Genomic DNA, 14,328 nt, shown 5'->3' on the forward strand with positions numbered 1-14,328 from the left:
GCACCGTCCCCTCTCCCGGTTCCGTCTGTGGACCGCCCTCCTGGCGTCCCTCCTGATGGTGCTCGGACTGACCTCGACGGCCGTCGCCGACCGTCCCCGGTCCGAGGGCGAGGCACAGCCGGCCCCCGCCGCCGCCCAGGAGCTGACCTGGACCGCCGGCAACGACATCAACGCGTACACGTCGGCCCCCGAGACCGCGGTGGCGGGCCCGACGACCATCGTGTTCGAGAACAGTGAGGCGACCGGCAACACCACCGGGATGCCGCACACGCTGACGTTCGACGTCTCCGGCGGGGAGTACAACGACGACGTCTCGCTGAACCTCCTCGCCAACCCCTTCGACGCGACGGGCGGACGCCACACCGCCGAGGTCACGCTGACACCCGGCCGGTACCGCTACTACTGCACCATCCCGGGCCACGGGCAGATGCAGGGCGTCCTCGTGGTCACCGAGGGCACCGGTGAGGACACCACCGCGCCCGAGACCTCGGCCGAGGTGGCGGGCACGCGGAACGCGGACGGCGCGTACGTCGGCGCGGCGACCGTCTCCGTCAGCGCCACCGACGACGGTTCCGGCGTGGAGCGCGTCGAGTACGCGATCGGCGACGAGGGCGACTGGCAGCCGTACACCACACCCGTGGTGGTCGACCAGGTCGGCACCCACAAGGTGCGCTACCGGGCGGTCGACGCGGCGGGCAACACGGCCGAGGAGAAGAGCGTCGAGTTCACGGTCGTCGCGCCGGACTCCGACGACACGGCGCCGCCTCAGACGTCAGCGACCGTGAGCGGTGAACGCAACGACGCGGGCGAGTACCTCGCCATGGCGACCGTGACCGTCTCCGCCTCCGACACCGGGACGGGTGTCAACACGATCGAGTACGCGCTCGGCGACTCGGGCGCGTGGCAGGCGTACACGGCGCCCGTGATGGTGCACGAGGTGGGCGCGCACACGGTGCGGTACCGGGCCACGGACAAGGCCGGGAACGTCTCCGAGGTGAAGAGCGTCGACTTCACCGTGGTCGAGCCGCCGGTCCAGGACACGACGCCGCCGGTGACCGGGGTGACGGTCGAGGGCTCGCGGAACGCCGCCGGCGCCTATCTCAAGAGCGCCAAAGTCACGGTGAGCGCCACCGACGAGCACGGCGGCTCGGGTGTCGCCGCGATCGAGTACTCGCTGGACGGCGGCCCGTACCTCGCCTACACCGCCCCCGTGGTGGTGGACCGCGTGGGCGCGCACTCGCTGGCTTACCGGGCGCGCGACGAGGCGGGCAACACCTCCGAGGCGCGCACGGTGAGCTTCACGGTCGCCGCCGGCGGCGGGGTGCCCGCGCCCGCCTGCGCCGAGTGGGACGAGCGGCTGACGGTCATCGTCGGCACGGTCGACTCCGGGGTGCCGAACCGGCTCACGAACAGCCGGTGCCGCATCAACGAGCTGATCGAGGACGAGAAGGAGTGGACGTCCCAGCAGCTGTTCCTGAAGCACGTGCGGGAGGTCCTGGCGAAGCTCCGCGAGGACGGCGTCATCGACCAGCGGGAGCGCACCGCGATCCAGACGGCGGCCCGCCAGTCCGGCATCGGTACCCCCGGACAGACCGACGGCTACCGCACGATCCTCGACGGCACCCAGGAGTCCTTCGAGAAGTGGCAGCAGGTGGGCGGCGGTTCGTTCGGGCTGAACGAGGACGGCTCGATCACCTCGGGCACCACCGTGGCCGGCATGGGCATGCTGTGGTTCCCGGAGCGCAAGTACGGCGACTTCTCGCTGAAGCTCCAGTGGCGTGACGACGCGCCGGGCACCACGTACACCAACGGCGGCGTGTTCGTGCGGTTCCCGTACGTCCACGACCACCCGGAGGAGTCGCGTCCGGAGTGGGTCGCCATCAAGTACGGGCACGAGATCCAGGTGCACGACCGGCCCGACGGCGACATGTACAAGACGGGCTCGGTCTACGGCTTCGACCGCGTGGGCCTGGCCGGGGCGGGCGTCACCGAGAAGGGCACCTGGAACGACTACGAGATCCGCGTGGTCGACCAGCACTACTCGGTGTACCGCAACGGCGTGCTGATCAACGAGTTCGACAACACCGGCGGCCAGGACTTCTACCCGGCCCGCGGTGACGACCCGGGCACGGACGGCCGGCGGTACTCCTCCGGTTACGTCGGGCTCCAGGTCCACGGCGTGACGGACGTGGTGTCGTACCGGGACGTCCGGATCAAGGAGCTGTAAGCCACCTTCGCACCATGCGTGGGGCCGCGGTGGGGGACTTCGTCCTCCGCCGCGGTTGCGCGTTTCAGCCGACCGCCTTCTTCGCCCGGCTCGGCTGCACCCGCTTCGGCTCGCCCGGCATCTTCGGGTACTCCGGCGGGTACGGCAGGTCGCCCAGCCCGTGGTCGTGCTCGTCGCGGGCGGCCAGCTCCAGCAGGGCCTCCAGGGAGAAGGCGTGCTCGTCCATGTCCGCGTGCACGTCGCCGAGCGCGGCGAAGCGGGCGGGCATGGTCGCCAGGTCGAAGTCGTCCGGTACGGCGTCGCCGACCTCGTCCCAGGTCAGGGGCGCGGAGACGGGGGCGTGCGGGCGGGGGCGCACGGAGTAGGCGGAGGCGATCGTGCGGTCGCGCGCGGTCTGGTTGTAGTCGACGAAGATCTTCTCGCCCCGCTGCTCCTTCCACCAGGCCGTCGTCACCCGCTCCGGCATCCGGCGCTCCAGTTCCCGCCCGGCGGCGATGGCCGCGCGCCGCACCTGGGTGAAGGTCCAGTCCGGCCGTATCGGCACGAAGACATGCAGGCCACGGCCGCCGGACGTCTTGGGCCAGCCGCGCAGTCCGCCGTACTCGTGCAGCACCTCGCACAGCTCGTGGGCGGCGCGCACGGCGTCCGCGTAATCGGTGCCGGGCTGCGGGTCGAGGTCGAGGCGGAGCTCGTCCGGGTGGTCGACGTCGGCGCGCCGGACCGGCCAGGGGTGGAAGGTGAGGGTGCCGTACTGGGCAGCCCACAGCACCGCGGCGGCCTCGGTGGGGCACATCTCGTCGGCGCTGCGACCGCTGGGGAAGGTGATGTGGGCGGTGGGGATCCAGCCGGGCATGTTCTTGGGCGCCCGCTTCTGGTAGAACCACTCCCCCTCCACCCCCTCCGGGTAGCGCTGCAGGGTGGTCGGGCGGTCGCGCAGGGCGCGCAGGATGCCGGGGCCGACGGCGGCGTAGTACCGGGCGAGGTCCAGCTTGGTGAATCCGCGCTCGGGGAAGTAGACCTTCTCCGGGTGGGAGAGCCGTACCGTCCGGCCGCCCACCTCCAGCTCCACCGCTTCGCCTGCCATGCGAGCCACGGTAGGCGTACCGCCCACACCTCGCACACCGGTCACCTCGGCCACACCGGGCGCATCACCACATCGCGCCGCAGAATCAGAACATGGATCTTCCGGTGATGCCGCCCGTGCTGCCGATGCTCGCCAAGCCCGTGGCGCGGATCCCGCCGGGCATGCACTACGAGGCGAAGTGGGACGGGTTCCGGGCGATCGTGTACCGCGACGGGGCCGAGGTCGAGCTCGGCAGCCGTACGGGGAAGACGCTGACCAGGTACTTTCCCGAGCTGGTGGAGGCCGTACGGGGGCGGGTTCCCGAGCGCTGCGTGCTGGACGGCGAGATCGTCGTCGCCCGGGCGGGGCGGCTGGACTTCGACGCGCTCAGCGAGCGCATCCACCCGGCCGCCTCCCGGGTGCGCACCCTCGCAGAGCGGACCCCCGCGTCCTTCGTCGCCTTCGACCTGCTCGCGCTGGGCGACGAGTCGCTGCTCGGCGTCCCGCTCACCGGCCGGCGCGCTCTGCTGGAGGAGGCCCTGTCCGAGACGATCGCACCCGTCCACCTCGCCCCCGCGACGACCGACCCGGAGGTGGCCGAGCGGTGGTTCGAGGAGTACGAGGGGGCGGGCCTCGACGGGGTGATCGCCAAGGTGCCCGGACTGTCCTACCGGCCGGACGAGCGCGCCATGTACAAGATCAAGCACGAGCGCACGGCGGACGTGGTGGTGGCGGGCTACCGCCTGCACAGGAGCGGCCCGGTGGTCGGCTCACTCCTCCTCGGCCTGTACGACACCGGGGGCACCCTCCAGCACGTCGGCGTCAGCGCGGCGTTCACCGCGAAGCGGCGCGCGGAGCTGGTGGTGGAGCTGGAGCCGCTGCGGATGGCGGACGCGGGCGAGCACCCGTGGGCGGCGTGGTCACAGGAGACGGCGCACGAGAGCGCGCGGCTGCCGGGAGCGCCGAGCCGGTGGTCGGGGAAGAAGGACCTGTCCTGGGTGCCGTTGCGACCCGAACGGGTGGCGGAGGTGGCGTACGACCACATGGAGAACGGGACGCGGTTCCGGCACACGACCCGCTTCCGCCGCTGGCGCCCGGACCGCACGGCACGGAGCTGCACGTACGCGCAGCTGGAGGAGCCGGTGCGGTACGACCTGCGGCGGATCCTGGGCTGACACGCGACAGGGGGCCGCCGCCCGCGTACGGGTGGCGGCCCCCTGTCGCGCTCGGGCCGGGGGTCAGGGCTGCATGAGCACCTTGACCGTGCCGTCCTCCTTCTTCTGGAACCGCTGGTACGCCTGCGGTGCCTCGTCCAGCGGCACCCGGTGGGTGGCGAACGTCTCGACGCCGAGCGGGTCGTCGTCCGTCAGCAGCGGCAGGATCTCGTCGATCCAGTTGCGGACGTTGGCCTGGCCCATGCGCAGCCGGATCTGCTTGTCGAACATGGTGAGCATCGGCAGCGGGTCGGCCATCCCGCCGTAGACACCGGACAGGGAGATGGTGCCGCCGCGCCGCACCATGTCGATGGCCGTGTAGAAGGCGGCCAACCGGTCCACGTTGAGGCGCTCGGCGAGCTTGGCGCCGACCGACCGGGGCAGCAGCCCCGCGGCGGTCTGGGCGAAGCGGGCCGCCGAGCTGCCGTGGGCCTCCGTGCCGACGGCGTCGATCACGGAGTCCGGGCCGCGCCCGCCCGTCTGGTCGTGGATCGCCGCGACGAGGTCCTTCTCGTCGTCGAACTCGCTGAGGTCGAAGGTCTCCACGCCCCGCTCGCGCGCCCGGCGCAGCCGCTCCGGGACCAGGTCCACGCCGAACACCCGCGAGGCGCCCTGCACCTGGGCGACCCGGCAGGCCATGTCGCCGATGGGACCGAGGCCGAGCACGGCGACGGTGCCGCCCGGCGGGATGTGCGCGTACTGGACGGCCTGCCAGGCGGTCGGCAGCACGTCGGAGAGGTACACGAAGCGGTCGTCCGGCGGGCCCTCCGGCACCTTGATCGGACCGTACTGGGCCTGCGGGACGCGCAGGAGCTCGGCCTGGCCGCCGGGCACCTGGCCGTACAGCCGGGTGTAGCCGAACAGGGCCGCGCCCATGCCCTCGCCCGTGACCTGGGTGGTCTCGCACTGGGTCTGCAGCCCCTGGTCGCACATGAAGCAGTGGCCGCAGGCGATCTGGAAGGGCACCACGACCCGGTCGCCGGGCTTCAGGTTCGTCACCTCGGAGCCGACCTCCTCGACGATGCCCATGGGCTCGTGGCCGAGGATGTCACCCGGTGTCATGAAGGGCGTGAGCACCTCGTAGAGGTGCAGGTCCGAACCGCAGAGCCCGGTGGAGGTGACACTGATGATCGCGTCGGTCGGCTCCTGGATCTTCGGGTCGGGCACGGTCTCCACCCGTACGTCCCGTTTCCCCTGCCACGTCACTGCCTTCATCGCCTGTCGCTCCGTCCGTAGCGCTTCGTCACCTTCGTCCCTGGCGGGCACCGGCCGGGTACCCGGGCGCCGGAGCCCGAACCTCCGGGGCCGAGTGGGTCTGGCCGTCCCCGGACCGGCACCGCACAATCGGGAGGGACGAAGCGGGGTGGCCGTGGCGGGCAGGGTGGGCATGGGACAGCGGACCGGGGTGCGGCGTGGCGCGGTGGCGGTGCTGCTGGCCGTCGTGACGGCCGGGTGCGGCGTGAGCGGGCCCGGTCTCGACGACGGGTCGGATCCCGCGGAGGGCGCGGGGCACTCCGCACTCGCCGTGAAGATCGACAACGTGGGCGCGGCCCGCCCGCAGACGGGGCTGGACGCGGCGGACATCGTGTACGCGGAACAGGTCGAGGGCGGGCTGAGCCGGCTGATGGCCGTCTACGCGACCGAGCTCCCCGAGGCCGTCGGGCCGGTGCGCAGCGCCCGGGAGTCGGACCTGGAGCTGCTGCGGCAGTTCGACGAGCCGACGCTCGCGTTCTCGGGCGCGCAGGGCCGGCTGCTGCCGGTGATCGACGGCGCGCCGGTGCGGGCCGAGGCGCCGAAGGACGCGCCCGACGCCTACTACCGCGACGCCGGCCGGCGCGCGCCGCACAACCTGTACGTGCGCCCCGGGCGGCTGCTCGACTCCGCGCCCGGGGAGGACGTCCTCACCACGGGCTTCCGGTACGGCCCGGCCCCCGGCGGCGGCACCCCGCGGAACTCGTACACCGTCCGCTACCCGTCCGCCGGGTTCACGTTCACCTGGTCCGGGGAACGGAAGCGCTGGCTGGTGAGCATGGACGGCGCCCCGACGGTGACGACGGACGGCGAGCGGGTGGCCGCCGCGACCGTGGTCGTGCAGTACGTGGAGGTGCGGCAGTCCGCCTACCAGGACTTCCGGGGCAGCAACACGCCGTACAGCGAGACCGTGGGAGCGGGGAAGGCACGGGTGCTGCGCGACGGGCGGGAGTACGAGGTGAACTGGCAGCGCCCGGTGGCCTCGGGCGGCACGGAGTTCACCACGGCGGCGGGCGGCCCGATGAACTTCGCCGAGGGCCAGGTGTGGGTGGTCCTCGCCCCCGCCTAGGGCGCTTCTGCCCGGCGGCCGGTGCTGGGCAGCAGGGGTTCCGCCGGGTTGCGGAGCCCCTCGGCGGCGTCGGCCACCCGCTGGATGAGGCCGAGCAGCAGGGTCTGCTCCTCGGCGGAGAGCGGGGCCAGGAAGACCTGGTTCATCCGCGCGGTGCGCACGGTCAGCCTGCGGTGGGTGCGGGCGCCGTCGTCCGTGAGGTGCAGCAGGGAGCGGCGGCCGTCCTGCGGGTCGCGGACCTTGTCGAGCAGCCCGCGCCGGCTGAGCCTGCTGATCACCTCGGCGATGGTGGACCGGTCGAGCCCGACCCGCTCCCCCACCGTGCGCTGGTCCAGGCCGGGTTCGGCGACGAGCGTGTTGAGGACCGCGAACTGCGGTGAGGTGATCTCCTCGGAGACCATCGTGTTCCACAGCAGGTGGTGCGCCTGCTGGAGCCGCCGGGCGAGGTGCCCGGGGTGGGAGGTCAGGTCCACCGCCGCCATCTGCGCTCCTCAAGTGCATCCGCATATCAGTCTGTGCACTGAACGATACCGGGTGCGTGATGTCGACGAATCCTCCTCGACCGGTCACTGGCGCGGGTCTTGACGGCCGTTCCTCGGGGTGGCAGCGTACGGGCAACCTCGCGGAAATAGTCAGTGTGCTGACTATCTGCCGCACGGAGCCGCACGGAGAGATGGGGCTGTACCGATGGACAAGGTGGTGCCCACAGCCGCCGAGGCGGTGGCGGACGTGCCGGACGGCGCGTCGCTGGCGGTCGGCGGTTTCGGGCTGAGCGGAGTGCCGAACGTACTGATCCAGGCGCTGTACGAGCGCGGGACCGGCGCCCTGAGCGTGGTCTCCAACAACTGCGGCGCGATGGAGTCCGGTCTCGCGGTGCTGCTGGCCGCGGGCCGGATCGCCCGGGTGACGGGGTCGTACATCGGGGCCAACAAGGAGTTCGCCCGGCAGTACCTGGCCGGCGAGCTGGAGGTCGAACTGATCCCGCAGGGCACGCTGGCCGAGCGGCTGCGGGCCGGCGGGGCCGGCATCCCCGCCTTCTACACCCCGGCCGGGGTGGGCACGCAGGTCGCCGACGGCGGGCTGCCCCGGCGCTACGACGGTAACGGCGGGGTGGCACTGGCCTCGCCGCCCAAGGAGGTCCGCGAGTTCGACGGCACCGAGTACGTGCTGGAGCGCGGCATCCGCACCGACTTCGCCCTCGTCCGCGCCGCCAGGGGCGACCGGCACGGGAACCTGGTCTTCGGCAAGTCGTCCCGCAACTTCAACCCGCTGGCCGCGACGGCGGGCAGGGTGACGATCGCCGAGGTCGAGGAGCTCGTCGAACCCGGGGAGATCGACCCGGACGCCGTGCACCTGCCGGGGATCTTCGTGCAGCGGGTGGTCGCGCTCTCCCCCGAGCAGGCCGCGGACAAGAGGATCGAGCAGCGGACGGTGAGCGGCTGATGGCCTGGACACGCGAGGAGATGGCGGCCCGTGCCGCGCGCGAGCTGCGGGACGGCCAGTACGTCAATCTCGGCATCGGTCTGCCGACGCTGATCCCCAACTACCTGCCGGCGGGCGTCGAGGTGGTCCTGGAGTCGGAGAACGGCATCCTGGGCACCGGCCCCTACCCCACCGAGGACCAGGTCGATCCGGACCTGATCAACGCGGGCAAGGAGACCGTCACCGTCCTGCCCGGCGCCTCCTTCTTCGACTCGGCGCTCTCGTTCTCGATGATCCGGGGCGGGCACATCGATGTCGCCGTGCTGGGCGCCATGCAGGTGTCCGCCGCCGGTGACCTGGCCAACTGGGCCGTCCCCGGCAAGATGGTCACCGGCATCGGCGGGGCGATGGACCTGGTGCACGGCGCCCGCACCGTCATCGTGGTGATGACCCACACCGCCAAGGACGGCTCCGCCAAGATTGTCCAGGAGTGCGCGCTGCCCCTCACCGGCAAGGGCTGCGTGGACCGCGTCATCACCGACCTCGGCGTCCTCGACGTCACCGCCGACGGGCTGGCGCTGGTGGAGTGCGCGCCGGGCGTCACCGCCGGGGAGATCGTCGACAGGACCGCCGCCCAGGTCCGCGTACCGGAGGAGATCCAGTCGTGAGGGACGTCTACATCGTCGACGCGGTCCGTACCCCGATCGGCCGCTACAACGGCGCGCTCGCCTCCGTCCGCCCGGACGACCTGGCCGCCCACGCCGTCCGCGCCCTGCTCGACCGCACCCCGGAGCTGGACCCGGCGCGGATCGAGGACGTGTACCTCGGCAACGCCAACGGCGCCGGCGAGGAGAACCGCAACGTCGGCCGCATGGCCGCCCTGCTCGCCGGCCTGCCCACCAGCGTGCCGGGCGTCACCGTCAACCGCCTGTGCGCCTCCGGTCTGGAGGCGGTGATCCAGGCCGCCCGCGCCGTCGCGGCCGGGGACGCCTCGGTCGTCCTGGCCGGCGGCGTGGAGTCGATGACCCGCGCCCCGTACGTGCTGCCCAAGAACGACCGGCCCTTCCCGGCCGGGCACACCGAGCTGTACTCGACCACGCTGGGCTGGCGCATGGTCAACCCGCGCATGGACCCGCAGTGGACGATCCCGCTGGGCGAGTCCGCCGAACTCATCGCCGACAAGCACGGGATCGGCCGCGAGCAGCAGGACGAGTTCGCGCTCGCCTCCCACCGGAAGGCCGCCGAGGCGCAGGCCGCGGGCCTGTTCGACGCCGAACTCGTCCCGGTGCCCGTGCCGCAGCGCAAGGGCGACCCGGTGCCGTACACCACCGACGAGTGCGTACGGCCGGACGCGTCCCTCGCGGCGATGGCGAAGCTGAAGCCGTCCTTCCGTGCGGCGAGCGAAGGGAGTTGGGGGTCCCCCCGGCCGGAGGCTGGGGGAGGAACGGTCACCGCGGCCAACGCCTCGCCCCTCAACGACGGCGCCGCCGCGCTGCTCCTCGTTGACGAGGAGGGCCTCGCGGCCACCGGCCGGGAGCCACTGGCCCGGATCTCCGCCACCGGTGTGCACGCCGTCGACCCGCAGTACTTCGGGCTCGCCCCGGTGGAGGCGACGAACCGTGCCCTGGCCAGGGCCGGCCGTACCTTCGCCGACCTGGACGTGCTCGAACTGAACGAGGCCTTCGCCGCCCAGGTGCTCGGCTGCGTGGCCGAGTGGCCCGAGTTCGACCCGGCCGTCCTCAACCCGCAGGGCGGCGCCATCGCCCTCGGTCACCCGCTCGGCGCCTCGGGTGCCCGCCTGGCCGGCACCGTCGCCCACCAGCTCGCCCGCAGGGGCGGCGGCACCGGCGTCGCCACCCTGTGCATCGGTGTGGGCCAGGGCCTCGCCCTCGTCCTCGAACGCTAGGAGCTCCCATGGCTCTCACCCAGCCGGACATCGACGAAGAGGTCACCGACCTCCAGACCGCGTACGACGAGGCCGTGGCCGGTGGCGCACCCGTCCGGCACCACCCGCCCCGCGACTACGCCCCGTACCGCAGCTCCGTCCTCCGTCACCCGAAGCAGCCGCTCGTCGCGGTCGACGGCGACCCGGAGACGGTGGAGCTGGCGGGGCCGGTGTTCGGCCCGACCGACATCACCGGGACCGACAACGACCTCACCGTCCAGCACCAGGGCGAGCCGCTCGGCGAGCGCATCACCGTCTCCGGACGGCTGCTCGACCGCGCCGGGCGCCCGGTGCGCGGCCAGCTGATCGAGCTGTGGCAGGCCAACGCCTCCGGCCGGTACGCCCACCAGCGCGACCAGCACCCGGCGCCGCTCGACCCCAACTTCACCGGCGTCGGGCGCACCCTGACCGACGACGAGGGCCGCTACAGCTTCCGCACCGTCAAGCCGGGCGCGTACCCGTGGCGCAACCACACCAACGCCTGGCGGCCGGCCCACATCCACTTCTCCGTCTTCGGCACGGCGTTCACCCAGCGGCTCGTGACCCAGATGTACTTCCCGGGCGACCCGCTGTTCCCGTACGACCCGATCCTGCGGTCGGTCACCGACCGGGCGGCCCGTGACCGACTCGTCGCCACCTACCGACACGACCTCTCCGTGCCCGAGTACTCGCTCGGCTACGCGTGGGACATCGTCCTCGACGGTCCCTCCGCCACCTGGATCGAGGAAGGCCGCTGAGCATGACCGATCGGACCGAGCAGCTGCTCCCCACCCCGTCCCACACCGTCGGCCCGTTCTACGGGTACGCGCTGCCCTTCCCCGGGGGCGAGCGGATCGCTCCCGTCGGGCACCCGGACCGGATCACCCTGCACGGGCACGTGCTGGACGGCGCGGGCGCCCCCGTGCCGGACGCGATCCTCGAGTTCTGGCAGGCGGCCCCGGACGGTTCCCTCGCGGGCGCCCCCGGCTCGATGCGCCGGGACCCGGTGACCGGGGGCTTCCTCGGCCGCAACGGCACCGACTTCACCGGTTTCGGCCGGGTCGCCACGGACGCCGACGGCCACTACGCGCTCTTCACCCTGCCCCCGGGCAACGCCGGGGCGCCGTACGTCGGCGTGTGCGTGTTCGCGCGCGGGCTGACGCACCACCTGTTCACGCGGGCGTACCTGTCCGAGGGCGGGGGCGACACGCTGCTGGACGCGCTGCCCGCCGCACGCCGCGCCACGCTGATCGCGACCGCGGAGCCGCACCGCACGTACCGTTTCGACATCCGCCTTCAGGGCGAGGGCGAGACGGTCTTCCTGGAGTTCACGTGAGTCACGTCGTGTCCGACGCCGGTCTGCTCGCTCCCGGGCGGGCGGGCTCGCCCGCCGAGTCCGCGACCGAGGACCGGGCGTTCCTGCAGGCACTGCTCGACGCCGAGGCGGCGCTCACCCGCGCGCAGGTCTCCCTGGGGCTCGCCCCCGCGGCCGCCGCCCCGGCGGTGGACGCGGCGGCCGACGCCGCACGCTTCGACCTCCGCTCCCTGGCGCTGCGCGCCCGCGGCGGCGGCAACCCGGTCATCCCGCTGGTCGCGGACCTCACCGCGGCCGTCGGCGAGGAGTCCGGCCCGTACGTCCACCGGGGCGCGACCAGCCAGGACATCATGGACACCGCCATGATGCTGGTCGCCGTGCGCGCCCTCGGCCCGGCCCTCGCGGACCTCGCCCGCACGGAGCGGGCGCTGGCCCGGCTGGCCGCCGCCCACCGCGACACGGTCATGCCGGGGCGGACGCTCACCCAGCACGCCGTCCCCACGACGTTCGGGCTGAAGGCGGCGGGCTGGCGCGCCCTCGTGCTGGACGCCCGGGACCGCCTCACGGCCGTACGGGACGCCCTGCCCGCCCAACTGGGCGGCGCGGCCGGCACGCTGGCCGCGTTCACCGCGTTCGGCGGCGCGTCCGACCCGCTGGAGCTGACCGCCGCGTACGCCCGGGAACTGGGGCTCGCCGAGCCGCCACTGCCCTGGCACACCCTGCGCACCCCGGTCGCCGACCTCGCCGGGGCGCTCGCCTTCACGACGGGCGCCCTCGGCAAGCTCGCGGCCGACGTCCTCGTCCTCGCCCGCACCGAGACCGCGGAGCTGGCCGAGGGCAGCGGCGGCGGCTCGTCCGCGATGCCGCACAAGGCGAACCCGGTACGGTCCACGCTGATCGCGGCGGCCGCCCGGCGCGCCCCGCAGCTCGCGGCCACGCTCTACGGCTCCCTGGCCGCCGAGGACGAGCGCCCCGCCGGGGCCTGGCACGCCGAGTGGGAACCGCTGCGGGACCTGCTCCGGCTGGCCGGGGGCGCCGCCCGGGACGCGGCGGAGCTGACGGAGCACCTCCGGGTGCACGCGGACACCATGCGCCGGCACCTGGACCTCACCCACGGGCTGCTCGTCTCCGAACGGCTGGCCGCCGGGCTGGCCCCGCTGCTCGGGCGGGCCCGTGCGAAGGAACTGCTCACCGAGGCCGCGCGGCGCGCGTACGCCGAGGGCCGCTCCCTGGCCGGGCTGCTGGCCGAGGAGCCGGAGCTGCGGGACGTCGACCTCGCCGAGCTCACCGACCCCGTCCGTTACAAGGGAGCTGCTGCTGCCCTCACCGACCGCGCCCTGGAGCGACGTTGACACTGCTGCACCACCGCTCGGAAGGGTCCACAACCGCTCCCCCACTGCTCCTCGGCCCCTCCCTCGGCACCTCCAGCGCCCTGTGGGACCAGGTGGCGCCCGAACTGTCGGCCGCGCACCGGGTCGTCCGCTGGGATCTGCCCGGGCACGGCGGCTCGGCGGCCGGCCTGATCGGCGCCGGGGCGACCGTCGCCGATCTCGCCGCACTGGTCCTGGACCTCGCCGACCACCTCGGCATCGGGACGTTCGCGTACGCGGGCGTGTCCCTGGGCGGCGCGGTGGGCCTGCACCTCGCCCTGCACCACCCCGAGCGGGTGTCGTCCCTGGCCGTCATCTGCTCCTCGGCCCACTTCGGCGGATCGGCGCCGTGGGAGGAGCGGGCCGCGCTGGTCCGCCGCGAGGGGCTGACGGGGCTCGCCGGGTCCGCGGACTCCCGCTGGTTCACGCCCGGGTTCACCGTGCCCGGACTGGTGGCGGACCACCGCGACGCCGATCCGGAGGCGTACGCGGCGTGCTGCGACGCCCTCGCGGCGTTCGACCTGCGCGACCGGCTCCCGGAGATCGCCGTGCCCACCCTGCTGGTCGCCGGGCGGGAGGATCCGGCGACGCCGCCGGCGCACCTGCGGGAGATCGCGGACGCGGTGCCGGGCGCGGCCCTCGTGGAGGTCCCGGGCGCCTCGCACCTGGCGCCCGCCGAGCGCCCGGAGGCCGTGCTGACGGCCCTGCGCGCCCACTTCTCCGGTGGTGCCCGGCGTGGCATGGAGGTGCGCCGGGAGGTGCTCGGCGACGCGCACGTGGACCGCGCGCAGTCCCGGCAGACCGCCTTCACCTCCCGCTTCCAGGACTTCATCGCCCGCTACGCGTGGGGCGAGATCTGGACCGACCCGACGCTGACGCGCCGCGAGCGCAGCATGGTCACCATGACGGCGCTGGTGGCGCACGGCCACCACGACGAGCTGGCGATGCACGTCCGGGCGGCGCGGCGCAACGGGCTCACCCCCGAGGAGATCGGCGCCGTGCTGCTCCAGACGGCCGTCTACTGCGGGGTCCCGGCCGCCAACTCGGCGTTCGCGGTGGCGCAGCGGGTGCTCGCGGAGGAGGAGGCGGACAGGGACCGCGCCTGACGGCACCCGCCCCGCACCACCCCTCACACAGGTGTCCCTCACACACGCGTCTGCGGCAGGTCCTCGAGTGCCTGCCGTGCCCTGGTCACCAGGCCGTCCGCCCCGCAGGACCGCGCCAGCGTCAGCCCCTTGTCCAGTTCCGCGGCCGAGCGGGCGGCGATGCCGTACTCCACGCGGGCCGCGGCGTGCTCGTAGGCGCAGGGGGACGCCTCCAGGTAGGTGACCGCCCGGGCGTGCAGGGCGACGGCCTCGGGGCCGGTCGCCAGGGACGCGGCCACCCGGACGGCCTCGCCGATGGCGGTGTCGGTGCCGAAGCGCTCGGCCTGGCGGCGCACGGTGACGGCGAGCGCGGCCGCGCGGCGCGGGT

General features: G+C 73.6%; 13 protein-coding genes and 1 pseudogene. 10 read left to right on the plus strand and 4 right to left on the minus strand.

Going from position 1 to position 14,328, the window contains the following annotated elements:
- The first annotated feature begins 25 nt into the window (after positions 1-25).
- A complete protein-coding gene (locus tag UW392_RS54830) occupies positions 26-2,227 on the plus strand; it encodes an OmpL47-type beta-barrel domain-containing protein (RefSeq protein WP_320782989.1) in 2,202 nt (733 codons plus the stop codon).
- A gap of 64 nt (positions 2,228-2,291) precedes the next feature.
- On the opposite strand, the gene ligD is transcribed toward UW392_RS54830, so the two are convergent.
- Complete coding sequence (gene ligD / locus UW392_RS54835) at positions 2,292-3,311, minus strand: non-homologous end-joining DNA ligase (RefSeq protein ID WP_320782976.1); 1,020 nt, start codon at positions 3,309-3,311, stop codon at positions 2,292-2,294.
- A 92-nt stretch (positions 3,312-3,403) separates the two neighbouring features.
- Here ligD and UW392_RS54840 point away from each other — a divergent pair, with 92 nt between their 5' ends.
- Positions 3,404-4,465: an ATP-dependent DNA ligase gene (locus UW392_RS54840; protein WP_320782977.1), complete on the plus strand. Its 1,062-nt coding sequence runs from the start codon at positions 3,404-3,406 to the stop codon at positions 4,463-4,465.
- Between the two features lie 63 nt (positions 4,466-4,528).
- Here UW392_RS54840 and UW392_RS54845 read toward each other — a convergent pair whose 3' ends face one another.
- Positions 4,529-5,719 (minus strand): zinc-dependent alcohol dehydrogenase, encoded by a 1,191-nt coding sequence (locus UW392_RS54845; RefSeq protein ID WP_320782978.1) that lies wholly within the window; start codon positions 5,717-5,719, stop codon positions 4,529-4,531.
- Between the two features lie 172 nt (positions 5,720-5,891).
- Between UW392_RS54845 and UW392_RS54850 the strand changes: the two genes are divergently transcribed.
- Positions 5,892-6,824 carry a DUF3048 domain-containing protein gene (locus UW392_RS54850; RefSeq protein WP_320782979.1) on the plus strand — a complete coding sequence of 311 codons (933 nt, stop codon included), beginning with the start codon at positions 5,892-5,894 and terminating at the stop codon, positions 6,822-6,824.
- On the opposite strand, the gene UW392_RS54855 is transcribed toward UW392_RS54850, so the two are convergent.
- A complete protein-coding gene (locus tag UW392_RS54855; RefSeq protein WP_320782980.1) occupies positions 6,821-7,306 on the minus strand; it encodes a MarR family winged helix-turn-helix transcriptional regulator in 486 nt (161 codons plus the stop codon). The two genes, UW392_RS54850 and UW392_RS54855, sit on opposite strands and share 4 nt — an antisense overlap.
- 205 nt (positions 7,307-7,511) lie before the next feature.
- Here UW392_RS54855 and UW392_RS54860 point away from each other — a divergent pair, with 205 nt between their 5' ends.
- From UW392_RS54860 to pcaD, 7 genes are read left to right on the plus strand one after another with little or no spacing between them, the layout of a single operon-like run.
- On the plus strand, positions 7,512-8,267 hold the full coding sequence (locus UW392_RS54860; RefSeq protein WP_320782981.1) for a CoA transferase subunit A: 756 nt from the start codon (positions 7,512-7,514) through the stop codon (positions 8,265-8,267).
- Positions 8,267-8,914 carry a CoA transferase subunit B gene (locus UW392_RS54865; RefSeq protein WP_320782982.1) on the plus strand — a complete coding sequence of 216 codons (648 nt, stop codon included), beginning with the start codon at positions 8,267-8,269 and terminating at the stop codon, positions 8,912-8,914. Before UW392_RS54860 ends, UW392_RS54865 begins: the two co-directional genes overlap by 1 nt.
- Entirely contained in the window at positions 8,911-10,152 is a 1,242-nt protein-coding gene (locus UW392_RS54870) for a thiolase family protein (RefSeq protein WP_320782983.1), read from the plus strand. Before UW392_RS54865 ends, UW392_RS54870 begins: the two co-directional genes overlap by 4 nt.
- A gap of 8 nt (positions 10,153-10,160) precedes the next feature.
- Positions 10,161-10,928: a protocatechuate 3,4-dioxygenase subunit beta gene (gene pcaH, locus UW392_RS54875; RefSeq protein WP_320782984.1), complete on the plus strand. Its 768-nt coding sequence runs from the start codon at positions 10,161-10,163 to the stop codon at positions 10,926-10,928.
- 2 nt (positions 10,929-10,930) lie between these two features.
- Positions 10,931-11,506, plus strand: a complete 576-nt coding sequence (gene pcaG / locus UW392_RS54880; RefSeq protein WP_320782985.1) for a protocatechuate 3,4-dioxygenase subunit alpha — start codon at positions 10,931-10,933, stop codon at positions 11,504-11,506.
- Positions 11,503-12,837 carry a 3-carboxy-cis,cis-muconate cycloisomerase gene (gene pcaB, locus UW392_RS54885; RefSeq protein WP_320782986.1) on the plus strand — a complete coding sequence of 445 codons (1,335 nt, stop codon included), beginning with the start codon at positions 11,503-11,505 and terminating at the stop codon, positions 12,835-12,837. Before pcaG ends, pcaB begins: the two co-directional genes overlap by 4 nt.
- On the plus strand, positions 12,834-13,961 hold the full coding sequence (gene pcaD / locus UW392_RS54890; RefSeq protein ID WP_320782987.1) for a 3-oxoadipate enol-lactonase: 1,128 nt from the start codon (positions 12,834-12,836) through the stop codon (positions 13,959-13,961). Before pcaB ends, pcaD begins: the two co-directional genes overlap by 4 nt.
- Positions 13,962-13,999: 38 nt before the next feature.
- Here pcaD and UW392_RS54895 read toward each other — a convergent pair.
- Positions 14,000-14,328, minus strand: a pseudogene (locus UW392_RS54895) (ATP-binding protein); the annotation flags it as partial.

The organism is Streptomyces sp. CRN 30, from assembly GCF_034105845.1.